We start from the raw sequence: 25,809 nt of genomic DNA on the forward strand, positions 1-25,809 counted from the left end.
GATGGTTACCCCAATATATTGAACATATCCAATAGCTTTGAAGCGCACAGAAGCGAAAGCTGAAACCCACACATAAAATTAAGAGAACACACGGATGAGCCAAGCTATCTGTAATTTGATTGCTCAAGAGCTAAATGTACGCTCAGAGCAAGTCACTGCTGCTGTAAACCTAATTGATGATGGCAATACGGTGCCATTTATTGCTCGTTACCGTAAAGAAGTGACCGGTGGTCTTGATGATACCCAACTGCGTAACCTTGATAGCCGCCTCGCGTACCTACGTGAACTTAATGAGCGTCGTCAAACTATTTTGAAATCTATTCAGGAGCAGGGCAAACTGACTTCTAAACTGGAAGCTGAAATCAATCAAGCAGACAGTAAGACTCGCCTAGAAGATTTATATCTACCCTACAAACCAAAGCGCCGTACCAAAGGTCAAATCGCGATTGAAGCAGGTTTAGAGCCTCTGGCTGATAAGTTGTGGAATGAGCCACAAACCGAGCCAGAAATTGAAGCGGCAAACTATCTTGATGCCGAGAAAGGCATTGCGGATACCAAAGCTGCGTTAGATGGCGCACGCGCTATCATCATGGAGCGTATTGCCGAAGATGCCAACTTACTAGAGAAGATTCGTCATCACCTTAATCGTAGCGCTGAGCTCGTTGCTCGCGTTGTTGAGGGTAAGCAGCAAGAGGGCGAAAAATTTAAAGATTACTTCGAACACAATGAGGCGATCAGTAAAGTGCCATCTCACCGCGCATTGGCAATGCTGCGTGGTCGTAACGAAGGTTTCTTAACCTTAGCGATGAATGCGGATCCTGAGCAGGAAGAGGGCGCACGTCAGTCTTACTGTGAGACGATTATCAGTGACCACTATGGTATTTCCCTCAGCAGCGCCCCTGCTGATGGGTGGCGTAAGCAGGTTATTAGCTGGGCATGGCGCATCAAGGTTTCTATGCACATGGAAACCGAACTAATGGGAGCTATGAAAGAGCGTGCTGAAATTGAAGCAATCGAAGTGTTTGCCACTAACCTAAAAGATTTGCTAATGGCTGCGCCAGCGGGTCCTCGCGCAACACTTGGCCTCGATCCTGGTCTACGTACGGGTTCTAAAATCGCAGTGGTGGACTCAACGGGTAAAGTGCTGGCGACAGAAACCATCTACCCACATCCACCACAAAAGCAATACGATAAATCGGCGCAAATTGTTGATGCCTTGGTGCGTAAGTACAATGTCGATTTGATTGCGATAGGTAATGGTACTGCCTCACGTGAAACCGACAGCTTTGTTGCTGACCTGATCAAACGTGGCAACCTTAAGGTGCAGAAAATCATGGTCAGTGAAGCGGGCGCTTCGGTTTACTCGGCGTCAGAGCTGGCTGCAAAAGAATTCCCTAATCTCGATGTGTCGCTGCGTGGTGCAGTGTCTATCGCACGTCGTCTGCAAGACCCGTTGGCAGAGCTAGTGAAGATTGACCCGAAATCAATCGGTGTAGGCCAGTATCAGCATGACGTGAGCCAATCTATGCTCGCGAAACGTCTTGATGCGGTGGTAGAAGACTGTGTAAACGCGGTTGGTGTGGATGTGAACACCGCTTCTCCTGCACTGCTGACTCGCGTTGCTGGTCTTTCAAGCACTATTGCTCAGAATATCGTTAATTACCGTGATGAGAACGGCCGCTTTGAAGCGCGTACTACGCTGAAAAAAGTGGCTCGCTTAGGGCCAAAAGCGTTTGAACAGTGTGCTGGATTTCTACGCATTATGGATGGTAAAAACCCACTAGATGCCTCATCGGTTCACCCGGAAGCTTACCCAGTCGTGAAGGCTATCGCAGAGAAAAACCATAAAGATGTCAAAGACTTGATTGGTGATACTCAATTCTTACGTGGTCTACATGCGGTGGACTACACCGATGAGAATTTCGGTGTGCCTACGGTAACCGATATCATTAAAGAGTTGGATAAGCCGGGTCGTGACCCTCGCCCTGAATTTAAGACAGCAACCTTTGCTGACGGGGTTAATTCTGTATCAGATCTTGAACCGGGCATGGTACTGGAAGGCGTGGTATCAAACGTGGCGAACTTTGGTGCCTTTGTTGATATCGGTGTTCACCAAGATGGTTTAGTCCATATTTCTGCTCTGACTGACCGTTATGTGTCGGATCCACGTGAAGTGGTTAAAGCGGGCGATATCGTCAAAGTGAAAGTGATGGAAGTGGACGTGCAGCGTAAACGTATCGGTTTGTCGATGCGTCTAAATGATGAGCCGGGACAAGATAATCGTTCTCAGCGCTCAAGTGCACCACGTGGTCAACAGCGCCAACCGCAAGGCAATCAGCGTCGCCGCGAAGAATCGAATGGCAACAGCGCAATGGGCGGAGCATTTGCTGCCGCATTTGCCAAAGCGAAGCGTTAATCTGCCGTAAATCGGTAAAAAGACAAATCCCCGCAGTAGTAATACTGGCGGGGATTTTTTTTGGGTATTACCTTATCGAGCTAAAGCAAGATAAGGTACTACAACACCGCAATTACATCAGATGGAGTGTTGGGCACAACGGCTTGTCCGTAGTGAAACTTTATCACCGTCCTGCGTTTGGCCATCATTCCTTCTGATATCGCCGCATCGATTATGCGTCTCGGCAAGCGAAAGCGCATAGCATAGCCTTTACCTTGATGTTCGCTGTAACTATCGAGTGAAAGCAGTTTAAAAAGCCGTTCGATGGTATCTTCGGCCTGATAGTGAGAAGCGTCAACGACATCCTCCACATCATCCGTCTCATAGCTAGGGTGCTCTGAAGGATCCCATGAAGATTGTTTGCGCCGCTTATCGTCTGCTGTCACTTTTCGTTCGGCGTTGCTCTTGGCTAATGCAATGGTTGGAGCAATTGGCTCACGGACTTTATTGTCGCGTGCCGCTTGTTCCGTTTGCACATTAACCGATGGGGCGATCAGTGGAACGCTTACGTTCGTAGGTGATACGAGCATTGTTTGTCTCCTCACGCCCAACCGTTGGAGCGAACACTCCGTCGGTTAGTATATTTATCGACCAGTAGTGACAAATATTTAGCGTCAGTGACAATTATTTGAATGTGCCTAATAGAAACAAACGCTTAGGCTACAAATTGGCGCACCTTGTGGCAAAACTCGTCAAACTCGGTCATAAATGGCGCGTGGGAAGAGGCACTAAAGGTATGACTTTCACTCGCTGGTAGCAGGGTGTCGACATCGCTAGCAACCTTAACAGGCACCAAGCCATCAAGTCGGCCATAGAGCCGCAGTGTTGGTGTGGTTAAGCGTTCTAATTCTGCGCGATAATCGATATCGGCAAGCAGTTTAAGCCCCGCTAACAGTGAATCTGGGTTAGGCGCAGGGCGAGAGAGCACGGCTTTTTTGAGCTGTTTAACATCTTGCCTTGCCGAAGGGCTGCCCATCGCTTGCAGAGCCATAAAGCGCTCGACCGTCAGTTGAAAATCTTCAACCAACTGCTCAGTAAAGTTGCTGAGTACTTCTGATTTGATTCCACGCCAACGCTTTTCGGCAGCAAACTTTGGCGAGCTCGCCACTGTAATCAGCTTTCGCACTCGCTCTGGGTGATTGAGTGCGATATGGGTTGCCAGCAAACCGCCCAATGACCAACCAAGCCAAACCGCTTGTTGTGGTGCATCTGCTAAAACCTGACTCGCTAACTGTTCCATATTGGTGAAACAAGATTGATGACTATGACCAAAACCAGGGAGATCAACCACATGCACACGATAGTGTTGGCTAAGGACATCGACAGTCTGTTGCCATACTGCACCATTCATTCCCCAACCATGGAGTAGGACGATATCGTCACCGCTGCCTGCTGTGTGCCAAAATAAAGGTTGTGAGTTGCTCTCGCTATGTACCACTTTTTCCATCCTTAAGCGTCAGTTTTGATCGTCACAATGGGCTTTTCCATTGCTGAGATTTTGTTCATGTTACCGCAAAGAGTGATCAAATACATCGCCGACCTGTTGCCACTCAACTGCGAGTTATGTGGCTTAGAGTTAGACCAGCAACACAATGGATTTTGTTTTGCTTGTCGTAAAAACTTCTTACCGATACCTCGCTGTCAACGTTGCGGTTTACCCTGTGTGGCTGATACGCCTGTGTGTGGTGAGTGCTTGGTTACGCCTCCACCTTGGTGTCGACTTTACTGCGTTGGCGATTATCAACAGCCCTTATCTACTTACGTACATCATTTGAAGTATGAAGGTCAGTTTTGGCACACCAGTAAACTGGTTGATTTGCTCATTCCCAACATAGATATCCCTGCTGAAGTGGTGACGTCTGTGCCACTGCATTGGAGCCGGCAGTGGCGTCGAGGCTTCAATCAAAGTGAGCTATTGGCTGCCTCGTTGGCTAAGCAGTTAGGATGCAAATATCGGCCTATGTTTCGTCGCATTCGTTCGACTAAACAGCAAAAAGGCTTGAATCGGCGTGAGAGGCAGGTGAACTTGAACGGAGCATTTAGGCTGCTTAAAGAGGAAAATCCTTATCGTCACGTCGCAATTATTGATGATGTTGTGACGACAGGCAGTACGGTGCAGCATTTATGCAAATTACTGCTTGATAGTGGCGTCAAAAGTGTCGATATTTACTGCATTTGCCGTACTCCTGACGTAGGAACTTAGCTGAATTTGATCAAAACGCTAGACCTCTAAATTTTCAGGAGTAAAATGGACAACAAATAGCCTACAAAATTACTCAGGTATTCGTCGTGTCAAATTCTATTACTATTACAGAAAACGCCCAATCTCATTTTGCTAACCTATTGGGTCAGCAGCCAGAAGGCACTAACATTCGCGTATTCGTGGTAAACCCGGGCACTCAAAACGCAGAGTGTGGTGTATCTTACTGCCCAACTGAAGCAGTAGAATCTACGGATACAGAACTTAAGTTTGAAGGTTTTTCAGCGTTTATTGATGAACTAAGCTTACCTTTCCTTGAAGACGCAGAGATCGACTTTGTGACGGATAAGATGGGCTCTCAACTTACGCTTAAAGCGCCAAACGCGAAAATGCGTAAAGTCTCTGATGATGCACCTCTTGTTGAGCGCGTAGAGTACGTGATTCAAACTCAGGTGAACCCTCAACTAGCGGGCCACGGTGGTCACGTAAACCTAGTTGAAATCACTGCAGAAGGCATTGCTATCGTAGCCTTTGGTGGTGGTTGTAACGGTTGTTCTATGGTTGATGTGACTCTTAAAGAAGGCATCGAGAAAGAGCTTCTACAACAATTTGAAGGTGAGCTGTCAGCGGTACGTGACGCAACAGAACACGATCGCGGTGAGCACTCTTACTACTAAGACATTGCTCTAAATTGAATCAAATCGAGAGGGTTGGCAGCGATGCCAGCCCTTTTTTGTTTTCAAACTGATAAAATTTCTCCTATATTAGGAGCTTCAACTTTCGTATAGGAGCAAGCTCGTGGCTAAACGTACTCCACCAGAAATTCTAGATAAACAGACAGTTGCACAATCACGACTGTTCGCGATTGAAGCGCTGGATCTGCGTTTTAGCAATGGTGAGGAACGAACCTATGAGCGCATGAAGCCAAGCGGCCGTAATGCGGTGATGATGGTACCGATCACAGCTCAAGGCGATATTCTGTTAGTCCGCGAATATGCTGCGGGGACAGAGCGCTATGAGTTAGGCTTTCCTAAAGGGTTGATTGACCCGGGGGAGACGCCGGAGCAGGCTGCAGTGCGAGAGCTGAAGGAAGAAATAGGCCAAGGTTCGAATAAGCTTACAGCGCTAAAAGAAGTGGTTTTAGCACCTTCTTATTTCTCGAGTAAAATGACCCTATTCATCGCCGAAGATCTATACTCAGAAAAACTAGAAGGTGATGAACCTGAACCATTAGATGTGGTTCGTTGGCCGTTGGCGCAAGCCGAAGAACTGCTGACGCACCTCGATTTTAGTGAAGCGCGCAGTATTACCGCGCTATTACTCGCTCTACGCGTTTTAAAATAATAATTATCGGCCTTGCCTTGAGCAAAGGAGTTTAAGCGAGAGCGCAAAGGAATTTTTATGCCAATAATTGAAAACTTGTCTCACCATTTACCGTCCGTGATTGAAATTGCTCGCAGTGCCGGGCAGCTTGTTCTCGATATTTACGAGAAGAAAGAGTACGAAGAATTTATCAAAAGTGACGAAACCCCAGTCACCAGCGCAGATATTGCGGCACACAAACTGATTACTGAGAAGCTATCGGAGCTGACGCCTGATATTCCCGTATTGTCGGAAGAAGCGGCGGATATTAGTTTAGATAAACGATCGCAGTGGGATCGCTACTGGTTAGTTGATCCACTTGATGGAACCCAAGAGTTTATTGCTCGTAGTGGTGATTTTGCCACTATCATTGCTCTGATTGAGAACAATAAACCGGTGATGGGAGTAGTATACGCTCCCGTCTCAGGGGTGACCTATTATGCCTATCACGGCAAAGGCGCTTGGAAAATTCCAGACCTGAGCGAAAGTGTTCGTATCAAGACCCATCAGCATGGTGGCCCTAAGAGCCCGATAGCGATGGCCATCAGTCGTCGCCAAGATATCAACCGCATCACTGGGCGTATGAGCAGCGCTTGGAACTATGATCTAGTACCACTTGGCTCTGCTGCATTGAAAGCGTGTTTGGTTGCTGAAGGGGCGGTCGATTGTTACTTACGTCTAGGGCCGACGGGAGAGTGGGATACCGCTGCGACGCAATGTATTGTTGAAGAAGCTGGCGGACGTATCTTGAGTACTCAACTTGAGCCGCTTTCATACAACGAGCGTGATACGTTGGAAAACCCGAACTTTATTGTATTGGGTGATGAAAACTTGCCGTGGGATGAGATCCTGCAGGTGAAGGACTAGTTTTCAGTTTCTAGCTGCGAGCTCCGAGATGAGAGCTTGACATAGTGACGGGCTACGGTACTTTTCGTCGCTCGTCGCTCGTCGCTCGTCGCTCGTCGCTCGTCGCTCGTCGCTCTTCTCTTAAGCCTTCGAATAGACATCCCTATCACCCAACCAACGATCAATAATCGCGACAGCATTATCAGGATAGTTGTCATGAATATGACGAGCGATGCGCTGAACTTCCGGAATTAAGCGCTGATCTCGTACTAAGTCGGCAATCTTAAAATCGGCCATACCTGTTTGTTTCGTTCCCAGCAGTTCACCTGGGCCACGGATCTCTAAATCACGCTGAGCAATCACAAAGCCATCATTACTCTCACGCAGCACGCCGAGACGCTTTTGCGCGGTTTTAGATAACGGAGAGTGATAGAGCAACACGCAGTGGCTGGCAACACTGCCTCGGCCAACACGGCCACGTAGCTGGTGCAGTTGAGCCAAACCTAGGCGCTCGGGGTTTTCAATGATCATTAAGCTTGAGTTTGGCACGTCTACACCCACTTCAATCACGGTTGTCGCTACCAGCAAGTGCAGCTTATTGTCTTTGAAGTCCTGCATCACTGCTTGTTTCTCGGCTGGTTTCATTCGGCCATGAACTAAACCAATTTTCACATCTGGCAGTTTGCGTTGCAGCTCTTCTGCGGTATCGGCAGCGGCTTGCGCTTCGAGTACTTCAGACTCATCAATTAAGGTACATACCCAGTAAGCTTGTTTGCCTTCGTTAAGACAGGCATTCCGTACTCGTTCAACAATATCCTCGCGCTTAGTATCCGGAATAGCGACGGTTTGAATCGGCGTTCGTCCTGGTGGTAGCTCATCGATGACCGAAGTCTCAAGGTCAGCATAGGCAGTCATCGCTAGAGTGCGTGGAATCGGTGTCGCTGTCATGATTAGCTGGTGAGGGTAAGTTCCTTGCTTTTCACCTTTCTCGCGCAGCTCTAAACGCTGGTGGACACCAAAACGGTGCTGTTCATCAATAATCACTAATGCTAAGTGGTGGAACTCTACATGCTCTTGGAACAAGGCGTGGGTACCGACCACCATTTGTGCCTCACCACTGGCTATCTTAGCTAGCTCACTCTCTTTCGCTTTGCCTTTAAGCTTGCCCGCTAACCAGCCGACTTTGATACCCATTGGCTCCAGCCAGTGAGCAAAGTTGATGGCGTGCTGCTCGGCCAGCAGTTCGGTTGGTGCCATCAACGCAACTTGGTAACCATGTTCGAGTGCACGCAGAGCGGCTAAAGCAGCAACCAAGGTTTTGCCTGAACCAACATCGCCCTGAACTAAGCGCATCATAGGGTGAGGCTTTTCTAAGTCTTGTTCGATTTCTTGTACCACCCGCGCTTGGGCATTGGTCGGTGAAAACGGCAGTTGGCTGAGTAGCTGCTGTTTGAGGCTATCGCGTCTTGCTAAAGGCAGCGCAGCATCTTGCTGGCCTTTGCTACGAACCGAGAGCATGGATAAGTTCTGCGCAAGTAACTCTTCCATAATCAGGCGTATCTGCGCTGGGTGCTTACCTTCATCAAACTGTTCTAAGTCGATGTTAGGCGGCGGGCGATGAATGGTATGTAGAGCTTGAGCAAGGGTCGTTTGCTGATCGTAAAGCCCACTTGGCAGAAGCTCTTGTACAGCAGCTTTATCGAGTAATTCTAGTGCTTGGTCAGTTAGGTTACGCAGCGTCACTTGGCGCAGCCCATCCGTGGTTGGATAAACTGGGGTTAATGTTTGTTCAACATCGGCTTTTTGGTTCGGAGCATAGAATTTATAGTCAGGATGGACGATTTCTAAGCCGTAGCCACCACGTTTGATCTCACCATAGGCATGGACGGTTTTACCTTCAGCAAAGTTATTTTTCATCCCCGCAGTGAAGTTGAAAAAGCGCAGTGTAATGGTGCCGTTGCCATCGCTGATTTTCACAGCCAGCATTTTGCGTTTGCCAAATAGGGTATCCACACTCATCACTTTGCCTTGTACAGCAGCCCATAGCCCAGCGTGCAGTTTGGCGATTGGATAGATGCGAGTGCGATCTTCATAACGAAGAGGCAGGTGAAACAGTAAGTCTTGAGCAGTAACAAGCCCAACTTTCGCTAGTTTCTCGGCCACTTTGGCGCCGACGCCGGTTAACGACGTTAAAGGAATAGCAGAGAGTAGCTGGGACATAAAAAAGCTCGATAAGTCATTCTATAAGTTAGTAATAGTTAACCATCGAGCTGTGTTTTTGTACAGGAAAAAATGAAGGGCGAAGAGCGGGCTGCGCCCTGCGAGAACGCTTCGCTTCTCGCTTCTCGCTACTTCTTCTGCATTTCTGCCCACCAAGCGTCGTCTGCAACGATCTGCCCTTGGTCATCAAGTGGTGGGTAAGCGAGGCCTTTACGCTTAGCTACTTTAGCGAGTACAGGGTGGCCACGTTCAAATAGCAGGCGGTGAATGGTTTCTTCTGGCACTGAGCTGACTTCGTTATCGTACATGCCAGCCGCTTCACGTTGACGCTGCGCTTCATACAGAATAACCGCACTGGCTACCGAAACATTGAGTGACTGAACCATGCCAACCATAGGTACGATGATGTCCTGATCGGCTAGTTGTTTAGCTTTTTCCGAAGCGCCAACCTTTTCACTGCCTAGAATGATTGCGGTTGGCTTGGTGTAGTCAATTTCACGAAAATCTACAGCAGTATCAGACAGGTTGGTTACCAATACCTGCATGCCTTGCGCTTTCAGCTCAGTGATTGCCTCTTCAATGCTGTCGTGAGTATCCACATCGACCCAGTTACGCGCGCCTGCCGAAGTGTGGCTCAGGGTACGCATCTCGTTTGGCCATACCGCATGAATTTTATGGATGCCGGTTGCATCAGCGGTACGAATCACAGCTGACACATTGTTTGGCTTATGGACTTCTTCAAGGCACAGCGTTAAGTCTGCTTGGCGCGCTTTAAGCACTTGTTGGATTCGGTTGTAACGTTCTAAATTCATAAATCTTTCTTACTTACAAAAATGTCCCTGAAACCTGAGGCTTCAAGGACATTTAGATTCAACTGTTCAGTCGATTAGTTCTTGCGACGGCGTACTTTGAGCGTATGTGGCATTGCCTTAATCTTACGCATAATACCCGCAAGGTGAACACGATCTTTGGTCGTGAGCAGTACCGTCACCGTGTATAGGCGACCATCACGCTCTTCGGTTGAAAGGCCGTGAATGTTTGAGCCTGTCTTAGAGATTACATTGGTCAGTTCTGCTAGTGCACCTTGACGGTTTTGTACGTCAACGGTTACTTCAGTAATGAACTCTTTATCGTAATCTTCCGACCACTCAACTGCCATGTACTTATCTGGTTCTTTTTGGTAACCACGTACGTTCGGACACATCTCGCGGTGAACCACTAAGCCGCGGCCTGGTGATACGTGAGCAATAATGTGATCGTCTGGAATTGGGTGACAACAGTTGGCAAACGTCAGCAAGATACCTTCCGCACCACGGATAGGCAGTTTCTTCTTGTTGCTGTCGGTTTCGCTTGAGCCTTCCACTTCTGTTAGCTCATCCGCATCACCTAATAGGCGACGAGCAATGACGATACTCATCAGTTCGCCTAGGCCGATATCAGCCAGTAGGTCATCAATCGAGTCGATCTTAAGATCGCTTAATACATGATTGATGTTTTCTTCACTGATGTCAGAAAGTGATAGTTCGCCCAGTGCATGATTGAGCAAGCGGCGACCTAGTGTAATTGACTCTTCGCGGCGCATGGTTTTCAGAACCTGACGGATCTTAGTACGAGCACGTGAAGTCACTACATAGTTGAGCCATGCTGCATTCGGGCGTGCACCCGGCGCACTGATAATCTCAATAGTTTGGCCGTTCTTGAGTGATTTACTTAGCGGGTAAGGGTTGCGATCAACACGCGCACCGACACAGGTATTTCCGACATCGGTATGGACTGCGTAAGCAAAGTCTACAGCGGTTGCCCCTACTGGTAGCTCAACGATGCGACCTTTTGGCGTGAAGACGTAAATCTCATCTGGGAACAGATCAGATTTAACGTTCTCGATAAACTCAAATGAGTTGCCTGCGCTTTGTTGTAGCTCAAGTAGGCTTTGCATCCAACGCTGTGCTTTCACTTGAGCGGTGGTGCCAGTACGTTCACCATTGCCTTTATATGACCAGTGGGCTGCGACACCTTTATCCGCCATTTGATCCATATCTTCAGTACGGATCTGAACTTCAACAGGGACACCATGAGGGCCGACCATCGAAGTGTGAATAGATTGATAGCCGTTCGCTTTTGGTACCGCAATGTAGTCTTTCATGCGACCTGGACGTGGTTTGTACAAGCTATGAACTTGACCAAGTACTCGGTAACAGGTGTCAGCATCATCAACTACGACGCGGAAAGCGTAGATATCCATGATGGTATGGAAACGCTGTTCTTTGGTCTTCATCTTGTTGTAGATGGAGAACAGGTTTTTTTCTCGACCAAATACGCGAGCTTTTAAGCCAACTTCTTCAAGTCGACCTTCTATCTCATCATGAATGCGTTGAATCATCTCTTTGCGGTTACCACGCGCAGCTCTCACTACCTCTTTAAGAACGCGATAACGGTTCGGGTAGAGCGCTTCAAAACCAAGCTCTTCAAGTTCAGTTTTGATGTTGTGGATACCAAGGCGGTGCGCCAATGGAGAGTAGATTTCTAATGTCTCGCGAGCAATACGGCGCTTTTTATCTGGGCGTAGAGCACCCAAAGTGCGCATATTGTGAGTACGGTCTGCGAGTTTGATTAGAATAACGCGGATGTCTTGCACCATGGCAAGAACCATCTTACGGAAGTTTTCTGCCTGAGCTTCCTTGCGATCACGAAACTTAAGCTTATCAAGCTTAGAAACGCCATCCACAAGTTCTGCAACCGTATTACCAAATTGAGCTTCGAGCTCTTCTTTGGTCACGTCAGTGTCTTCTATGACATCATGCAGAAGGGCTGCTTGTAGCGTCTCAATATCTAGACGCATTTCGGCCAAGATACGAGATACAGCAACAGGGTGGATGATATAAGGTTCGCCGCTAGAGCGGGTTTGCCCTTCATGGGCGTCTTTCGCTACCACATAAGATTGACGCAGAGCCTCAATTTGAGGCTCTGTTAGGTATTCTTGGGCAACGTCTTTAAGGCTATCGAATAGATACAAACTTTAGGCCCGGAAGATAGTTGTAAAAGAGAGGGCTAATTAACGGCTGTGAGCGATGCTGCTTACAGCTGCTAGTTCAGCGGCTTCTTGCTCTTGCTGCTCTTGACGCTCACGTGCATCAAGGATCTCTTTAGTGATAAGGCCTTCTTCGATTTCGCGTAGAGCGATAACCGTTTGCTTATCATTCTCCTCTGGCACTAGTGAATCTTTGCCACCAGTTTGCATTTGACGAGCGCGGCGTGCCGCAATTAGAACTAGGTCGAAACGGTTGCCAACTTTTTCAACAGCGTCTTGAACAGTTACGCGTGCCATGAGAACTCCAAATTAGTTAACTAAAATTTTGAATGACGAGAAATTATACAGGCAGAGTGGCTTAGATGCTAGTCACTAGTTACGAGCCACTAGTTTATTGAAATTCTCGCCTATTGGTTAATAGAACTGTTATCTTTTCGAAGCTAGAAGCTCGAAAAGATAACTTATTCAGCTAAAAGCGCGTCAAGCATGCCTTTATATTTAGCAGTTTGCTTGTCGTGCTTCAATCTTTCTGCGCGGATGATGGCCTTAAAGTCCATTAATGCAGTATCGAAATCATCATTGACGATCACGTAGTCGTACTCACTGTAGTGCGAGATTTCAGACTTCGCTTCTGCCATGCGTTTCGCGATAACAGCGTCGCTATCCTGACCACGTGCGTTAAGGCGACGCTCTAGCTCACCGTTTGATGGTGGTAGGATAAATAGGCTTTTTGCTTGTGGCATCTGTTCTCGGATTTGACGAGCGCCTTGCCAGTCAATATCTAGGAACACATCGATCCCTTTATCTAGGTTATTTTCAATCCAAACGCGAGAGGTACCGTAGTAGTTACCGAACACTTCAGCGTACTCAAGAAATTCATTCTTTTCGATCAGCTCTTCAAAATGCTCCTTTTGAACGAAGTGGTAATGAACACCATTTTGCTCACCCGGGCGCATACCACGAGTAGTGTGAGATACCGACACTTTCATCGCGTAGGTTGGATTTGTTTCTAGCATTGCAGAAATTAGACTAGATTTTCCAGCACCGCTTGGTGCAGATACGATATATAGAGTGCCTTTACCCATAGGGACGATCTCACATTTGGTTTGATAACGGCCAGCTGCAAGGCTGACATATATAAAGATAGCACTGACCGGATTGGCTCACCGAATTGGTGAAATTTAGGCCAGAAAAATGGAGGCGAAGAGTAGCATAAATCGCCTATTTAGGACAATAAGATTGATTTACTCTATTTTGTCACTAAATTGTTTTCTGGGTGAGGTTTGCTTACACCTTTGTCACATATCTCGTGGTAAACTGGGTGCTTAGCATTTTTATAGTGGATAAGGATTATGCCTTCCAGTCTTCCTAAATCTTTCAGTAAGCCGTTTCTTAAAATCTTCCACGCATTAGAGGCTGTGTTGCTAGTTGCGATTACTCTTGCGACCTTGTTTGCGATGGTCGAAGAGTTTGTTCATGTTTTTACTGAAAAGCGTGTTCTGCTGACCGACATCCTATTGATGTTTATCTATCTCGAAGTGCTGGCGATGGTTAAGCAGTTCGTGATGAACGGTAAAATCCCAGTTCGTTACCCTATCTATATTGCTATGATGGCGATCGCTCGATACATCACGTTAGGCATGAAAGAGTTGGATGCGACCTTAATCGTTTGGCTATCCGTGGCGGCATTAATTTTGGCGGTAGCGACGATGGTGATTCGAATCGGTCATCATTATTGGCCATATATTGATAACAATACTGCCGAGAAAGATGAGTAGATTATTTAGAATAAAATGCCCCGCGAGTGAAGCGGGGCATTTTGTTTTAATGTTGTTCTTTGCTTTAATGTTGGTCTTCGTGGCGGATATACATAAGCGCAACCATGCTAAAGCCCATAAACTGCCATAGGTACTGGCCATCACTCGCTCCAGAAAGAGTTTGAGTCAGCGCCATACACCCTGTTACAAACAGTGATGCAATTGCCGCATAGCGTAACCAAGGTCTTTGCTTGTTCGCCATAAACTCACCGCTTAGCACTGAGCGAATAACGAGAACAAATGGCAAGCACTGCAGCACAATTAAGATAGGGAACATAAAGTCGAATGTTGGACTTAAGAAAATATGCCCTACTTGGCTTTTATCCCATGTTCCAACGATATAATCTTTCCAGCCTGCCCAAGTGTCACCTTGGTACGCAGTTTCTGGAGTAATGATGCCTAATGAGACACCCATTACCTTGTCGATGAAGCCATTTTTAAACCAAAACACAAACAAAAAAATCTGAATTGGAATAATCTGATATGCGAGTTTTTTTAACATAAACTTGTGCCTTAAACGGATGAAACTGATTTGCTAACTAGTATGCTAACAGCAGTCTCTTTTGAGCTTGATGCAAGGCAATTGGGATTAAATGCACACAAAATTCCTACATTTCATGGCTTTCACAGAGGTGGTTTTTCCGGGGCAAGGACGGGTGTAATAGCCTTACCTATTCATCACTGGAGTAAGGCTTAGGGTTTGGGAAAATGAGGTTTAGAAGAGGTTTGATTTTTGTGAAGACTCAATAAGATCAAACAGTTGCCCTCTATTCTCTTTTTGTAGATTCTCGTAGCGCTGGTAGTTGTATTGTGAGCCTTTCGGGTTGTGTGCTTGTTGTTCAGTCACACTAAGTAGGTAATAACTGATCGGGCTCGGCGTACTTTCTGCAGCATAGAATAGGTAAGGGTAGGATTGCTCGTGCTGATTGTTGATAAGCAGCGCTAAGCCAAGAGTCAAGTTAACGATGTCGCAACGAGGGTTCATCTCAAAGGCCTGTTTGGCTAAGATGAGTGATTGTGACTGACTTTTCTGGCTATGACTTTGTAAATAGTCTAAAGAAGCTGAATATGACAGCAAGGCGTTGACTAAGTAGTTATCTCGGCCTTGTTGTTGAATTTGCAGAAGCTTGTTAGTGATGGGCCTGAAAGCTTCGCCCCCTTTTCCTTGATAGAAAAGAGATATTCCCGCAGAGATAGCTTTCCAGTCATCAAAGTTATCGATCGCAGTGACTCTATGGTTTGTGGCTTGATAGTCGCTAGCATTTGGATCAATGACGGTTTTCACTTCTAAAACGACATCACCTATAGCGTCAAAGAAAGAGCTTTCGCTAAATGTCTTTTCGATTTTATCGTTGATCTCAGGGTGTTGGTTGTTTTGTATGATCAGGGTAAGAAGATAGTTCTGTCCTGAGTGCTTTATCCAACCTTTGATTTCGACACCTTGGCGTAGCAAGTGCTCTTTGCTCGATTCAGCTAACTGAGAAAAATGATAACCAGTAATGTTGCTTGCAGAATTCAATCCATAAAACAGGTAGTTAAAAACACTTTCAGCCATGGAGTAATCTTGGTTTGAGTCAAGTGTCAGCTCATGGATATAAACTGGAACGGGCTGTGTTTGGAGCGCTGTAGAGCGGGTATTCAATTGGCTCTGATGGTTCGTAATAAATAATATGCTTGCTGCTACTGCGACACAAAATGTTGTGAGAGCGAGATAGAGCCCCCATCTCTTTTTAGGGGCAATCTCAATGTTAGAACTCGACTTCTCTAGAGGTTGCATCGATACCACTGATACAGGCTCAGACTCTTCAGTTATGCTGATATCAAACAGATAGCCCTGCTTAGGAATGGTTTGAATCACGTGGTACGGCCGGGATGTATCTTGTAAGTGACTTCTCAACTGGCTAATGACTTGTCTAACTAGGTTGTCAGAGACATGGCTGCGTTGCCAAACGGATTCGGCGATTTGTTGAGTGCTGACCACTTTACCTTTGCACTCGATTAGGTAGTTAAGTAGCCGAGCCTGCAGCGGCTCTAAATGAACTTCTTGCTCGTCAATCACCAAGTGATTCCGCTCAGGATAGAACTTGATAGGTACATCTAGCTGCAAGATATAGCAAGGATACGAAGCCATAAGGAAAATTCTAGGTTACAAATAACCTGATTAGATTATTGGGTTTAGAGTATTGAAGCAAGTGGGTCATTCGACATAAAAAAGCCCTGCGTTGCAGGGCTCGAAATTTGATTAGAGTCGATTATTCAATATTCTGGATCTGTTCGTTGAGTAACTATTTTTATTATTTAAAAATCATAAGCTTAGTGGCATCTTGTTGTCTGTTTTATGGTTTTACTACCCAATATACTACCCAGTTGGTTTAAGTCGCTATGTTTCTTACGTTGACAATAGTTCTACTATCTGTGTATTGATAATTATTATCATTATTAATTCTGGTATTTATACCAACCGAAACACTAAGCTGTGAGAGGTATATGTGCATACTGAGGTAAATATAGTGTCATGTAATTCTGCCGTAAACAACAGTGTCTTTATTTTAAACGCTGCTTCATCAGGGTACTTAAGCTGTATTCGATATACGTGAGTTTTAATCCCCATCTCCACTTCTTGTTGGTATATCAAGTTCTAGATCAGTACGTTATCAAAGCGGTCATATCACGTGTATGGTAAATGCCTTTATACAGCTAAGCGAAGGTGTTTAGCCCCATAAAAGTCGGTGTTCCTCCCGCAAATGTTTATTCCAAAACCTTAAAAATCTGCTGCAAAACGGCTGGTGGTATCGGGTCCTTGCTTTTCACGATGAAATTCTTTAGATCAAGCCGTAGATCGCTCAAACTTTTCAAAAATCGAAAATAACGTTTCTCAGGGAGCTCCTGCGATTGGTGCTCAGAACTTTGTTTTTGCTTTTCCTTTGATTCTCCCGTGGGCTTTTGGGGGGCAAAAAATTGTGACGAAAAAGCCTCTGTTACCTGTATAAAAGTACCAAGACTTAACTTCCCTCGCGTGGCTTTTTCTTTGTGTCGTATCACATAACCGAATTGCTCAAGTCGTTTTAAAGTATCTGATACTCGTCGAACACTCATTCCCAATATGATTGCAATCTTGCTTTGGCTTATCCCTAAACCGTGGGTATTGCGATCAATATTTTTGGCTAAAAACGAGCAAACCAGAATCGATGCTTCCGCAGCATCATAATGCAGTTCGAGTTTGCTTTTCCAAAAGGTGTTGATGATGTTTGTTCGATTAATATCTCTCTCGGAATAGTGGCTCGTCGGCATATAGCTTTTTGAAATGGAAGAATACGGTAGCAGAATAATCCGCCTTTGTTTTTTTAGAAATGGGTGATCTTTGAATAGGCGAGTCTTATGGAGTTGCCTTATGGTTCGAGCTTCTTCTAGCTCTTTCATTAAGCTAATCCTCTTTCTATCACCTGACCGAAGAAGTGTCGGAACCAGTTTTTCTTCTCCTTCATGGTAAAGGTAACAGTTCCCTTTAACATCGTAAGAGTTAATAAAATTGATGATTTCCATGTTAGCTTTCGGATCGAGTGTTGGTGTTTCTTTCAAGGTTGGTGCTTCTGATGAATTGATTTCATCTTTGTCAGTATGTGTCATGTTTTTACTTTCTTAAACTCTAAAGTTAATGTAATCCGATGATTAATATAATAAAAGCAAGTAATGTTGTCACTTTTTATGTGAGCAAGTTCTAGGGTTAAATACGTATAAAGCGTGGTTTTTGGTAATGAGTGAGGATACGTTGGGGCGTTTCGATATAATGGATTGTTGTTGAAGTCGTATTTACTATCACGCTCTATCTTCATTAATTAGATCAGCGGATTGTCATCTAACTTGTAACTTACTTGGGTTCGAGAGTGGGAAGCGAATATCGATTTTCTATAGTTCAGTGCTTAGGCGTTGGTGGTTAACTAGCATTTGCTCTTGCAGGCGAGCTGGAAGTCTACATTTAGTGGTTTTCTGCTTTGTCTGTCTGGTTAGTATTATTACGTTAATAACTAAACATCTACCATACCTAATACGCGACTACATCATCACATATCCCTGAGTCACACCAAGTGACTCACAGTACACAATTAAAAATAACGACACAGGCCTATCTATGAACCTCAACACAGGAGTAGATAGGAATGAATGTTCGTTCTAGAAAAAACAAAAACCTCAGACTCACCACCAAGCCAACCTTTTTGGGTAGACCTATCCAGACCGAGCACGGTCCACTCTACATCGACTACTTAGAAAAAATGTACGATACGGTTGATCTTGCATTAGACGAGTATCCTAGGCTAATGGCTATTCGTGTGGATTTGAGGTTTCCCAAGCTAAGGAAAAACGAAAAGAGCGGTAATGTCATGACTGACTTTCTACGCTCATTACAGTCACAAATTGATCACTCAGGCAAACGAAAGAAAAGAGAAGGGAGTAGAGTACATCCCTGCAAGGTTAGAATTGCTTGGGTGAGAGAACGTTCTAGCTCGATAAACGACCACTATCACCTAGTGCTCATGTTCAACAAAGATAGGTTTAACTGGTTAGGGAAAACTCAAACACAACAGGAGAACTTAGGCTCTTTTATCGTAGAGGCATGGGCGAGGGTCGCTGGTGTCGATTACGAAGAAGCCAATGGACTGGTTCATTTTTCAAAGAGAAGGAATAGCGACAGCGTGGTCATTCACCGCTTGAACAGTAACTCAGAAGACTTTGACGATGCGTTTGACGAGTTCTTTAAACACATTAGCTATTTAGCTAAAGAGCGCACTAAGCACTTTGGTAGCGGTAGACGCAATTTCGGCCATAGTCACAAGTAGCTAAAAAATTACGGTGGTGACAGTTCCTGTGGGATTAACAACAAACCGCAGGAACTAGAATGCTTAATCAACTCAATGTAGCTCTTACGCCTAACCACCTCACTATCACTCATGACCGAACTTTCAATGGGAAACCACTCTACTATTTTGAGGGTGGTCTTGTCCTCGAATACCTGAAGGAGATAGACCGAGTGCTGACTGAAACACTAAACCAATACCCAAGAATCTATGCTGTTCACATCAACCTAAACCTACCGAGTGACTTCGAGGGAGATTACCTAGCGGTGTTTGCCCATTTCTTTCGTATTTTAGAATCGGAGACTAATGAGCTCTGTAAGGACAAATACACGGGTAGAACTTATCGATACCAGCAAACGGTCATTCGCTATATCTGGACGGAGGCGAGTGTGTCCACCAGCGATCACCACCATCATCTCATCTTGCTCTTTGATAGGGATCTCTTTCAAAACTTAGGCACTGGTCGAGAGGGTTGGGGGCGTTTTCTTTACAAAAAAGTGAGGAAGACATGGGATAGGGTGGTTGAAGCTAGTTACAGCCAATCATGCTCTGGATTAGCCTACTCTCCTACGAATGAAGGTTTTGAGCTGTTGTCAGACGCTGAAGTGTTCCCGTTACAGTTAAACGAGTTCTTCTATCGAATCAGTCGTCTCGCGAAGCCCATTGCCAACCAGAACGATCACCGCAACAAGAGCTTTGGTTGCAGTCACGACTCACCTTAAAAAAATACAGCGCGAGTAATACCTATGCCATTAACAGACTCAGAGGAATTACTTATGTCGAACAACACTTACCTTCCCAACATTACCCATTCAAAAACGTTCAACGACTACCCCGTATTTTTCAGTGACAAGGGTTTATACGAATCGGCCTTAACCAGAATGACGGAAGTCTTTGAACAAGCAATGGATGAGTTTGACGCGGCTTTGGCCACACGTCTGGATTTGTTTCTACCAGAAGACCATCAAGATACCGACCTCAGCATCATTAACGATTACTTTAAGCTACTTAAAGAAAAACTCGATACGGAGTCAGTGTTCTACGTATGGCGCAAGAGAGAGGACAAGGTGCCATCCCACAATTATCGCGTGATGCTGTTTACTGACTATAGCCAGCATTTTGGCCCCGCGATTTGCTGGGAAAAACGCAACGAATTGGTTGGGCACCTTAAAGAGGCTTGGCAAGAAGCGATAGAGAAGCACTACAGCGGCAAAGCGCGTTCATTAGTGTTTCTCAATGACCGAGGCAATTATGGCTTGGGGACACGCTGTAGGGAGCAGGACACGAACATCAAACGCATGGTCTTTCATCGCATGAGCAGTCTTGCTGAAGCATGGAAAGAGCAGCGTTACTTCTTTGGCTCTAGTTCCGATTAGACCGACTGCACTTTTTTACATTGGCGGCTTATTACATGGGTATATACAACACAGGAGATAATTCCCAATGATAATGAGGTTCTTAAGATTAAACGATGTAATCGCAGCGACAGGGCTAGGCCGTTCCACTATTTACAAGTTCATGGATGAAGACATTTTTCCAAAAACCATTCCATTGGGAGGAAGAGCAGTGGGATGGCTAGAAAGTGAAATCGAAGAATGGATGGAATCGCGTCTAGCACTGCGAGACAACCAAGAATCTTTTCAGTAACACAAACATTAAATTACACATCAACAGGGCGCTGGCTAGGCAAAGTCATGCGCCCTTTTTCAATTAGAGAGAGATAAAAAATGAGTTATTCAATTTACGTAGACGGCGCAGCCCCAAACAATCAACACGGATGCACACAAGGTGGCATTGGTATCGCAGCTTTTAATGAGCAGGGTGAACTAGAGCATCAAGATAGCATCACCATTAAGCGTAATACCACCAATGCCGAATTAGAGCTCATGGCATTAATCGAAGGTCTAGAGTATGCCCAAGATGGCGATATCATCTACTCAGACAGTGATTTCTGTGTAAAGGGCTACAACGATTGGTTAGATAACTGGAAAGAGAGAGGTTGGCGTAAGTCAGACAAGAAGCCAGTAAAGAACCGCCATCTATGGCAACAAATCGATGAACTGCGTTCTAAGAAATACGTAGAGGTGTTTAAGGTCAAAGCTCATTCAGGTAATAAGGGTAATGACATGGCAGATTTGTTAGCCGTTGAAGCGGCAGAAGCCGATTAAGACGATGATGCACAGTTTGTTGGCAGACCGCTAGCAAGCTGTGCGGTCGTGTTTTTGCTTTATCCCTAGGAACGGTGATTCGTCTTTAGGGTAGCGTTAAGCGTTTTTATAGATAACATATACCTGTGAGTAGATGCGATGTAGGGGGAGATCTGGTGGTCGCTCTTACTGCTTCGCAAACTTTGACCAAAAGTGTTTTAGATGGGAAGCTTGTATAAAGAAGCAAAAAAAGAATGGGGAGCGATCACGCTCCCCATTGTCATTTTTAGCCTTGGCTGGTGGCACTACTTCTCTTTGATGGCTTCACAACCTTTAGGAACCGTAACTGACGATACCTGTTTTCCTGTGTTTAGAGCTGCTTTCACATCTAGCTTGTATTGAGTGCATTTGCCTACACTGACATTAACCGCTCCCGTTTCTACCGATGGATTACCTCCAAGCGAACCACCACCTTGAGCCAAAACAAAAGGTGATGCTAGGGTAGTCAGTAGAACAAGTGTGTTTGTTGTGATGTTTTTCATTGTCGATCCTTATTGGTAGTTATAAATAGATGAGTTGTTTTGCTTTCGGTTTAGAAGGTGTAAACAAAGGTGCCAGCCGTTGAGGTGACTTCAATTTCTTTCACGTTATCGACGGTGCAGTTGTTGCTGTATCCCGTGTAGGTTTCACCGAACTTCAATGAAACGTTTCTAGACAGCTCTGAGGCCGTACCAGCTGGAAGACGACAATTACCTCGGTTAATTACAACGTCGGTGATGACGGTGTTATCGGTAATCGCTTGTAGGTCAAAGACTAAACTTCCCCAATGTGAGTTGGTGGATATCGATACTTCTATATCCGCAACGGCTTCAGGAGATTCTTCCTGCTCAGTGCATCCTGTTGCTCCAATAAACAGGGCTATCGTGACTGCGTATCGAACCGATTGGTTTAGTCGATGTTTTAGTTTGGTCATGGGTTTACTCTCCTCATTGGTGAGTGAAATTCTGGGTAGCCTGTTCCTTCGTGAGTCAGCATGAACTGCTCAACATTGAAGTCAGAGGGATAGGTAAATGAAAATGTCGATACACTGGCCTCATCAATAAGTGGTAAGGCAACGGTGTGTATTGGATGTTGGTCGGATAACCGAAAGAGCAGCAAGAGCGCGTCACACTGAACCGAGAGTCCCAGTGGTTCAATGAACGTTTGCTCTTGCTGCAAAGCTTGGCTAGAGACCTTTAGCATTCGGTTGTTAAGTAATGCTTCATGGACTGACCCTAAGACTTGTTGCTGCTTGTTACTCCAGCTTCTCGTATTAGGTAGGTTGAGATGTACTTTGCTTAGCCAAAGTCGTTCTTTTGAAATGGCTGAAGCCTTATCCAGTAAGGGTTTATCTCTCTCCGAGGGCCGACCTTGCCCATAATTCAGCGCATCAGGAATCAGCGGTTGTAAGTACTTGTTGGTCAGTTGCCAATAGAGCATTTCTTGCTTATTTAGCTTCAGTAATTGCTCGGATGTTTTTCGGTAAACATGGGGTATGCTCATCGAATCACACTCCACGTTAAACACCTCCACAATGACTTCATCGAGGTAGCGTTTAATACTGCGCGTGGTGCGGTGGATATCGATTAGGGCTAACTGCTGCTGCAACTCCCTAACGGTAATCCATCGATGTTGAGGAATAAGCATCAGCGTGTGCAGCAAAGCAGATAAGCCTTCAATGCTGGTTTTATTGCTCATAGCTGCTCTCTCAATACATAGCACTCCACACCGGAGTCGGACATTTAATGTCGGGAGAATAGAGGTGGGTTCGACACATAATGTCCAACGGTTAAAGCGTCATCAATCGGCTTAGCGAAAGCGTGAGTCGATTAACATTATCGATGGTTGTTTTTATCTCTCAGCTCTGAGATGGCTACCAGTAACCCAATCAGCAGTACCACTAGAAAGCCTAAGGTCGTTAGGGTTCCAATGGCACCAAAGAAAGGGGAAAGAGAAAGTAACGTGATGAGGGCAGAGATAAGTTTGATGGTTTGTAGAAGAAGGGAAGTCATGAGTTATTGCGGGGTAAGAGTAATATCGTCGAATGCCTCCATCTCAACGTATGCGAGAAAATTACTCTCCCACAATTTATACAGTTCGATAGCCCCACGGTTATCTTTCATTGAAAACCAGCCGTGGTAGCTGGCAAAACATTGACGAGCACGAAAGTCAAAATCCAAATTCCGCTCAAGCTCAGGGTAGTAGTTCCCCATATAAGCAAAGTCCGTGATGTACTCAATACACCATTCTCCTGTTGAAGATTGGCAAATAGACATTTCGACAGGGTGAAAGCCACCAGCATCAGCACTGTAACTTTTATCACGAAAGTTAAAGACCACATGACGGCTGGTGGAGAGCGTTTCATTGTTAAGTAAATGAGCCGAGTAACGCCCATTAAGCAACGCATACAGCTTCTTAGAAACTGGTAGGGGTAATGACGTAAAGGTTAATTGGGACATCGACAGTCCTCCTTGTTTAGGGATAAATCAGAAAGTAGGTAGGGGGTTAGTTAAACGAGCTGACCAACGAGAGTTGCACGCTATCAAAGACGTTTCGGGTTAGGTGGCGAGTTAATGCATTCACCCAAGCAGAGAGTACCTCTTGCACTTCTGGATGAGATAAATCCGTTGTTCCTGTATCGGGTTGATAGAACCAACGATTAGCAAGGTGAAAGTACAACTCTGGCTCTACTGAAGTACTGTTGTCATTGGGGTAAGAAAAGCTCGCAAAGAACACGATAAGCCAAGGACCTGAGCGTGAATCTCGTTTGAGCTGTATCTCAATCGGGTGCAGTCCTTGACGATGGCGGTAGTAACTCATTTGACGGCAGTTCAATACCAGTCTTTCAGCCTGTTCAGGCAGTGTATAACCAATAAGAAGATTTTCTAGTGACGAGAGCAGTGCATCATTAATACTGATATCACCATAGTGTTGTTCAATCATAACCAGCCTCGCTCAGCAAATGAGGTGCAGGTTTCGCCTGTTACGATATGGTCGAGAACGCGAACATCCACCAGCGCTAAAGCGTCTTTGAGTCTTTCGGTGATACGTCTATCCGCTTTTGAGGGGGTAGAGTCGCCTGAAGGGTGGTTGTGAGCCATAATCACCGCTGCTGCATTCACTTCCAACACAGTTTTTACTACTTCTCTTGGGTAGACACTGGCGGCATCGACGGTGCCATGAAAGAGCTCTTTAAACTCAATCAGTCGGTTTTGGTTATCCAGTAGCAGTAAAGCAAACACTTCACGTTCATAGCTGCCTAGCTTGCAGCGTACATATTCTTTAGTGGCGTTAGGACTAATTAAGGCATCACCACGCACATAGCGCGTCGCGAGTATCTCAGCGGCATGCTCTAGGATTTCATTCTCCTGATAGCGCTGTTGTTTTTTGTAATCAGAATTTTGGGTAGTTGCCATTACGGGCTCCTGTCGGATTCAATGATGGGTATTCACATTGATGACATATGCCTGAATATTTTTGGGGTTAGGGTGCGAAGCGATGGAAGATCATAAGGAAAGATGTGTTATTGAAGTGGGCGTATGGTTTGTTAGTTTTAGAGGTAGGTTAGAGAGGAAATCTGATAGCGTTAGAATGAGAGAGGGCAGGAGAGAGTCGCTGGTGATCACAACCAAACCGCCCCAGTGGTTAGCTCGGATCTTGCCCCAAAGTTTGTTTCGTCAAAAAGAACAGGATTGTTACTGGTTGAATTTTGACCAAGTATAACTAATCTGACATCCACGATTCACAAAGTACGAAAAATGGGCATCATTGTGCTGTTCTTGTTTCAAGCGCACTCGCTGACTTTTGCCCTGTAAATCAAGTTCAAAGTGTCACAAACTTTCAAAACGATTTTGGGCCATTTAGGTATAGATTTCTTATTAAAACCGTTGCTAACGCTTTCTAGGTAACAGGAAGCCTGATTTTTGATAGCTAACTTACGGATTTACCATAGTAGGAATAACCTGCACTTAAAAAAGCCTCCCGAATGGGAAGCTTTTTGGTTGTGATAGCTCATTCGTAGCAAGCTACTAGAAGTTATATCTCATACCAACTGTCACACCTTGAATGTTGATATCTACACCATCAAATTCAGCAGACCTGTATCTGTAGCCGATAGCAAGGTCTACATTGTCAAGCATGTAACCTACTTCCAATCCTGCTTGATAAGAGAACTTGGATTCTGATTCAGATATACCGAAGACGTTGGCTTCGCCCTTTAATGAACCAACGCCAAGAATGAGTGCGCTATATAATTTATTACCTTTATCTATAAACTTAGGGCGTGCGTTAATATAAAAGGCATCACCTTTAACACTGGCATCTTCATTAAATTCAGCTTCACCAAAATGTTGGTATTCTAACTCCACACCTAAATCTACATTAGGGTGAACTGCAAAATTATAACCAGCATACACACCTCCACCTAAGTCGTTGCTTTCATCAATAGTTGCAATACCAGCATCTAACTCAGTATTGTGACCTACAAGTAAATTGCCGCCGACATAAAAATGGTCTACCTCGTTTGCACTTGCACTTGCACTTGCACTTAAGAGTGCTAGTAAAATCAGTTTTTTCACTTTAAGTCCTTATAGTTGATTTGGAGATATTATGCATGCATGGGAGTATCGTTAATAGCGAATATTTAACGTAACGCTCGTTGTGCGCCTCAAGCCAAAGCCTAATCTTGAGGCAATCCTTTTAGCTAGCGCTATCTTAACCGAAGCGCTAGCTCTCCCAAACTCACTTTGCCATACAAAAAGTAATTTATGAATTGCTAATTTAAGTAGATGCTCTAGCTGATTTCTGTCCAGAAATTAGTTTCAAACCTTGCAAGTTGACTGT

At 45.3% G+C, this 25,809-nt stretch carries 29 protein-coding genes; 11 read left to right on the plus strand and 18 right to left on the minus strand.

Going from position 1 to position 25,809, the window contains the following annotated elements; genetic code table 11:
- The first annotated feature begins 94 nt into the window (after nt 1–94).
- Complete coding sequence (locus ACU01J_RS02625) at nt 95–2,416, plus strand: Tex family protein (protein WP_481084292.1); 2,322 nt, start codon at nt 95–97, stop codon at nt 2,414–2,416.
- Nucleotides 2,417–2,514: 98 nt separating this feature from the next.
- On the opposite strand, the gene ACU01J_RS02630 is transcribed toward ACU01J_RS02625, so the two are convergent.
- Both ACU01J_RS02630 and bioH read right to left on the minus strand, forming a co-directional pair.
- Nucleotides 2,515–2,985 carry an ATP-dependent Lon protease gene (locus ACU01J_RS02630; protein WP_481084293.1) on the minus strand — a complete coding sequence of 157 codons (471 nt, stop codon included), beginning with the start codon at nt 2,983–2,985 and terminating at the stop codon, nt 2,515–2,517.
- A 125-nt stretch (nt 2,986–3,110) separates the two neighbouring features.
- Nucleotides 3,111–3,902 (minus strand): pimeloyl-ACP methyl ester esterase BioH, encoded by a 792-nt coding sequence (gene bioH / locus ACU01J_RS02635; RefSeq protein ID WP_481084294.1) that lies wholly within the window; start codon nt 3,900–3,902, stop codon nt 3,111–3,113.
- Between the two features lie 57 nt (nt 3,903–3,959).
- On the opposite strand from bioH, the gene ACU01J_RS02640 reads away from it, so the two are divergent.
- From ACU01J_RS02640 to cysQ, 4 genes are all read left to right on the plus strand, one after another.
- Entirely contained in the window at nt 3,960–4,658 is a 699-nt protein-coding gene (locus ACU01J_RS02640) for a phosphoribosyltransferase family protein (RefSeq protein ID WP_481084295.1), read from the plus strand.
- Nucleotides 4,659–4,744: 86 nt separating this feature from the next.
- A complete protein-coding gene (gene nfuA / locus ACU01J_RS02645; RefSeq protein ID WP_481084296.1) occupies nt 4,745–5,332 on the plus strand; it encodes a Fe-S biogenesis protein NfuA in 588 nt (195 codons plus the stop codon).
- Nucleotides 5,333–5,453: 121 nt separating this feature from the next.
- Entirely contained in the window at nt 5,454–5,999 is a 546-nt protein-coding gene (gene nudE / locus ACU01J_RS02650) for an ADP compounds hydrolase NudE (protein ID WP_481084297.1), read from the plus strand.
- Nucleotides 6,000–6,056: 57 nt separating this feature from the next.
- Nucleotides 6,057–6,884 carry a 3'(2'),5'-bisphosphate nucleotidase CysQ gene (cysQ, locus tag ACU01J_RS02655; protein ID WP_481084298.1) on the plus strand — a complete coding sequence of 276 codons (828 nt, stop codon included), beginning with the start codon at nt 6,057–6,059 and terminating at the stop codon, nt 6,882–6,884.
- Between the two features lie 120 nt (nt 6,885–7,004).
- Here cysQ and recG read toward each other — a convergent pair whose 3' ends face one another.
- The 5 genes from recG to gmk all read right to left on the minus strand — a co-directional run bounded on the left by recG (nt 7,005) and on the right by gmk (nt 13,196).
- Nucleotides 7,005–9,083, minus strand: coding sequence for an ATP-dependent DNA helicase RecG (gene recG / locus ACU01J_RS02660; RefSeq protein WP_481084299.1), 2,079 nt, complete (start codon nt 9,081–9,083; stop codon nt 7,005–7,007).
- Nucleotides 9,084–9,211: 128 nt separating this feature from the next.
- Nucleotides 9,212–9,895 (minus strand): tRNA (guanosine(18)-2'-O)-methyltransferase TrmH, encoded by a 684-nt coding sequence (trmH, locus tag ACU01J_RS02665; RefSeq protein ID WP_394127371.1) that lies wholly within the window; start codon nt 9,893–9,895, stop codon nt 9,212–9,214.
- Between the two features lie 74 nt (nt 9,896–9,969).
- The gene (gene spoT / locus ACU01J_RS02670; RefSeq protein ID WP_481084300.1) at nt 9,970–12,096 is read right to left on the minus strand and encodes a bifunctional GTP diphosphokinase/guanosine-3',5'-bis pyrophosphate 3'-pyrophosphohydrolase; all 2,127 of its coding nucleotides are present in this window, start codon (nt 12,094–12,096) and stop codon (nt 9,970–9,972) included.
- Between the two features lie 39 nt (nt 12,097–12,135).
- Nucleotides 12,136–12,408, minus strand: coding sequence for a DNA-directed RNA polymerase subunit omega (gene rpoZ / locus ACU01J_RS02675; RefSeq protein WP_004410883.1), 273 nt, complete (start codon nt 12,406–12,408; stop codon nt 12,136–12,138).
- A 164-nt stretch (nt 12,409–12,572) separates the two neighbouring features.
- The gene (gene gmk, locus ACU01J_RS02680; RefSeq protein WP_481084301.1) at nt 12,573–13,196 is read right to left on the minus strand and encodes a guanylate kinase; all 624 of its coding nucleotides are present in this window, start codon (nt 13,194–13,196) and stop codon (nt 12,573–12,575) included.
- A 267-nt stretch (nt 13,197–13,463) separates the two neighbouring features.
- On the opposite strand from gmk, the gene ACU01J_RS02685 reads away from it, so the two are divergent.
- Nucleotides 13,464–13,889, plus strand: a complete 426-nt coding sequence (locus ACU01J_RS02685; RefSeq protein WP_481084302.1) for a phosphate-starvation-inducible protein PsiE — start codon at nt 13,464–13,466, stop codon at nt 13,887–13,889.
- Between the two features lie 64 nt (nt 13,890–13,953).
- Here the strand turns inward: ACU01J_RS02685 and ACU01J_RS02690 are convergent, their stop codons facing one another.
- The 3 genes from ACU01J_RS02690 to ACU01J_RS02700 form a co-directional block, all read right to left on the minus strand.
- A complete protein-coding gene (locus tag ACU01J_RS02690; RefSeq protein WP_481084303.1) occupies nt 13,954–14,430 on the minus strand; it encodes a hypothetical protein in 477 nt (158 codons plus the stop codon).
- 213 nt (nt 14,431–14,643) lie between these two features.
- Nucleotides 14,644–16,059 (minus strand): winged helix-turn-helix domain-containing protein, encoded by a 1,416-nt coding sequence (locus ACU01J_RS02695; protein ID WP_481084304.1) that lies wholly within the window; start codon nt 16,057–16,059, stop codon nt 14,644–14,646.
- 617 nt (nt 16,060–16,676) lie between these two features.
- Nucleotides 16,677–17,555 carry a MarR family transcriptional regulator gene (locus ACU01J_RS02700; protein ID WP_481084305.1) on the minus strand — a complete coding sequence of 293 codons (879 nt, stop codon included), beginning with the start codon at nt 17,553–17,555 and terminating at the stop codon, nt 16,677–16,679.
- Between the two features lie 530 nt (nt 17,556–18,085).
- Between ACU01J_RS02700 and ACU01J_RS02705 the strand changes: the two genes are divergently transcribed.
- From ACU01J_RS02705 to ACU01J_RS02725, 5 genes are all read left to right on the plus strand, one after another.
- Entirely contained in the window at nt 18,086–18,763 is a 678-nt protein-coding gene (locus tag ACU01J_RS02705) for an inovirus Gp2 family protein (protein ID WP_140063037.1), read from the plus strand.
- 59 nt (nt 18,764–18,822) lie between these two features.
- A complete protein-coding gene (locus ACU01J_RS02710) occupies nt 18,823–19,503 on the plus strand; it encodes an inovirus Gp2 family protein (RefSeq protein ID WP_481084306.1) in 681 nt (226 codons plus the stop codon).
- A gap of 54 nt (nt 19,504–19,557) precedes the next feature.
- A complete protein-coding gene (locus tag ACU01J_RS02715; RefSeq protein WP_481084307.1) occupies nt 19,558–20,157 on the plus strand; it encodes an inovirus Gp2 family protein in 600 nt (199 codons plus the stop codon).
- Between the two features lie 73 nt (nt 20,158–20,230).
- Nucleotides 20,231–20,428 (plus strand): AlpA family transcriptional regulator, encoded by a 198-nt coding sequence (locus ACU01J_RS02720; protein WP_140063040.1) that lies wholly within the window; start codon nt 20,231–20,233, stop codon nt 20,426–20,428.
- Nucleotides 20,429–20,508: 80 nt separating this feature from the next.
- Complete coding sequence (locus ACU01J_RS02725) at nt 20,509–20,949, plus strand: ribonuclease HI (protein WP_481084308.1); 441 nt, start codon at nt 20,509–20,511, stop codon at nt 20,947–20,949.
- Nucleotides 20,950–21,233: 284 nt separating this feature from the next.
- Here ACU01J_RS02725 and ACU01J_RS02730 read toward each other — a convergent pair whose 3' ends face one another.
- From ACU01J_RS02730 to ACU01J_RS02765, 8 genes are all read right to left on the minus strand, one after another.
- Nucleotides 21,234–21,470, minus strand: a complete 237-nt coding sequence (locus ACU01J_RS02730; RefSeq protein ID WP_171981486.1) for a hypothetical protein — start codon at nt 21,468–21,470, stop codon at nt 21,234–21,236.
- Between the two features lie 50 nt (nt 21,471–21,520).
- Nucleotides 21,521–21,901: a hypothetical protein gene (locus ACU01J_RS02735; RefSeq protein ID WP_481084309.1), complete on the minus strand. Its 381-nt coding sequence runs from the start codon at nt 21,899–21,901 to the stop codon at nt 21,521–21,523.
- Complete coding sequence (locus tag ACU01J_RS02740; RefSeq protein WP_239917507.1) at nt 21,898–22,665, minus strand: transcriptional regulator; 768 nt, start codon at nt 22,663–22,665, stop codon at nt 21,898–21,900. Before ACU01J_RS02740 ends, ACU01J_RS02735 begins: the two co-directional genes overlap by 4 nt.
- Before the next feature lie 137 nt (nt 22,666–22,802).
- Nucleotides 22,803–22,979 carry a hypothetical protein gene (locus tag ACU01J_RS02745; protein ID WP_004735711.1) on the minus strand — a complete coding sequence of 59 codons (177 nt, stop codon included), beginning with the start codon at nt 22,977–22,979 and terminating at the stop codon, nt 22,803–22,805.
- 3 nt (nt 22,980–22,982) lie between these two features.
- The gene (locus tag ACU01J_RS02750; protein WP_481084310.1) at nt 22,983–23,426 is read right to left on the minus strand and encodes a DUF2787 domain-containing protein; all 444 of its coding nucleotides are present in this window, start codon (nt 23,424–23,426) and stop codon (nt 22,983–22,985) included.
- Nucleotides 23,427–23,472: 46 nt separating this feature from the next.
- The gene (locus ACU01J_RS02755; RefSeq protein ID WP_481084311.1) at nt 23,473–23,910 is read right to left on the minus strand and encodes a DUF2787 domain-containing protein; all 438 of its coding nucleotides are present in this window, start codon (nt 23,908–23,910) and stop codon (nt 23,473–23,475) included.
- Entirely contained in the window at nt 23,907–24,383 is a 477-nt protein-coding gene (radC, locus tag ACU01J_RS02760; protein WP_481084312.1) for a RadC family protein, read from the minus strand. The genes ACU01J_RS02755 and radC overlap by 4 nt, the downstream gene beginning before the upstream one ends.
- A 612-nt stretch (nt 24,384–24,995) precedes the next feature.
- A complete protein-coding gene (locus ACU01J_RS02765; protein WP_025594094.1) occupies nt 24,996–25,544 on the minus strand; it encodes an outer membrane protein in 549 nt (182 codons plus the stop codon).
- Between the last annotated feature and the right edge of the window lie 265 nt (nt 25,545–25,809).

Source organism: Vibrio sp. 2433-A1 (assembly GCF_056726085.1).

What these genes read in the sequence shown, in the direction of transcription:
- ACU01J_RS02705 (WP_140063037.1), top strand. Translation starts at nt 18,086, where the DNA reads ATGAATGTTCGTTCTAGAAAAAACAAAAACCTCAGACTCACCACCAAG.
- ACU01J_RS02725 (WP_481084308.1), top strand. Translation starts at nt 20,509, where the DNA reads ATGAGTTATTCAATTTACGTAGACGGCGCAGCCCCAAACAATCAACAC.
- ACU01J_RS02755 (WP_481084311.1), bottom strand. Translation starts at nt 23,910, where the DNA reads ATGATTGAACAACACTATGGTGATATCAGTATTAATGATGCACTGCTC.
- ACU01J_RS02710 (WP_481084306.1), top strand. Translation starts at nt 18,823, where the DNA reads ATGCTTAATCAACTCAATGTAGCTCTTACGCCTAACCACCTCACTATC.
- ACU01J_RS02745 (WP_004735711.1), bottom strand. Translation starts at nt 22,979, where the DNA reads ATGACTTCCCTTCTTCTACAAACCATCAAACTTATCTCTGCCCTCATC.
- ACU01J_RS02630 (WP_481084293.1), bottom strand. Translation starts at nt 2,985, where the DNA reads ATGCTCGTATCACCTACGAACGTAAGCGTTCCACTGATCGCCCCATCG.
- ACU01J_RS02685 (WP_481084302.1), top strand. Translation starts at nt 13,464, where the DNA reads ATGCCTTCCAGTCTTCCTAAATCTTTCAGTAAGCCGTTTCTTAAAATC.
- recG (WP_481084299.1), bottom strand. Translation starts at nt 9,083, where the DNA reads ATGTCCCAGCTACTCTCTGCTATTCCTTTAACGTCGTTAACCGGCGTC.
- ACU01J_RS02720 (WP_140063040.1), top strand. Translation starts at nt 20,231, where the DNA reads ATGAGGTTCTTAAGATTAAACGATGTAATCGCAGCGACAGGGCTAGGC.
- ACU01J_RS02715 (WP_481084307.1), top strand. Translation starts at nt 19,558, where the DNA reads ATGTCGAACAACACTTACCTTCCCAACATTACCCATTCAAAAACGTTC.
- ACU01J_RS02695 (WP_481084304.1), bottom strand. Translation starts at nt 16,059, where the DNA reads ATGGCTTCGTATCCTTGCTATATCTTGCAGCTAGATGTACCTATCAAG.
- rpoZ (WP_004410883.1), bottom strand. Translation starts at nt 12,408, where the DNA reads ATGGCACGCGTAACTGTTCAAGACGCTGTTGAAAAAGTTGGCAACCGT.
- gmk (WP_481084301.1), bottom strand. Translation starts at nt 13,196, where the DNA reads ATGGGTAAAGGCACTCTATATATCGTATCTGCACCAAGCGGTGCTGGA.
- radC (WP_481084312.1), bottom strand. Translation starts at nt 24,383, where the DNA reads ATGGCAACTACCCAAAATTCTGATTACAAAAAACAACAGCGCTATCAG.
- cysQ (WP_481084298.1), top strand. Translation starts at nt 6,057, where the DNA reads ATGCCAATAATTGAAAACTTGTCTCACCATTTACCGTCCGTGATTGAA.
- ACU01J_RS02640 (WP_481084295.1), top strand. Translation starts at nt 3,960, where the DNA reads ATGTTACCGCAAAGAGTGATCAAATACATCGCCGACCTGTTGCCACTC.
- trmH (WP_394127371.1), bottom strand. Translation starts at nt 9,895, where the DNA reads ATGAATTTAGAACGTTACAACCGAATCCAACAAGTGCTTAAAGCGCGC.
- ACU01J_RS02690 (WP_481084303.1), bottom strand. Translation starts at nt 14,430, where the DNA reads ATGTTAAAAAAACTCGCATATCAGATTATTCCAATTCAGATTTTTTTG.
- ACU01J_RS02625 (WP_481084292.1), top strand. Translation starts at nt 95, where the DNA reads ATGAGCCAAGCTATCTGTAATTTGATTGCTCAAGAGCTAAATGTACGC.
- ACU01J_RS02740 (WP_239917507.1), bottom strand. Translation starts at nt 22,665, where the DNA reads ATGAGCAATAAAACCAGCATTGAAGGCTTATCTGCTTTGCTGCACACG.
- ACU01J_RS02700 (WP_481084305.1), bottom strand. Translation starts at nt 17,555, where the DNA reads ATGACACATACTGACAAAGATGAAATCAATTCATCAGAAGCACCAACC.
- ACU01J_RS02750 (WP_481084310.1), bottom strand. Translation starts at nt 23,426, where the DNA reads ATGTCCCAATTAACCTTTACGTCATTACCCCTACCAGTTTCTAAGAAG.
- ACU01J_RS02730 (WP_171981486.1), bottom strand. Translation starts at nt 21,470, where the DNA reads ATGAAAAACATCACAACAAACACACTTGTTCTACTGACTACCCTAGCA.
- ACU01J_RS02735 (WP_481084309.1), bottom strand. Translation starts at nt 21,901, where the DNA reads ATGACCAAACTAAAACATCGACTAAACCAATCGGTTCGATACGCAGTC.
- bioH (WP_481084294.1), bottom strand. Translation starts at nt 3,902, where the DNA reads ATGGAAAAAGTGGTACATAGCGAGAGCAACTCACAACCTTTATTTTGG.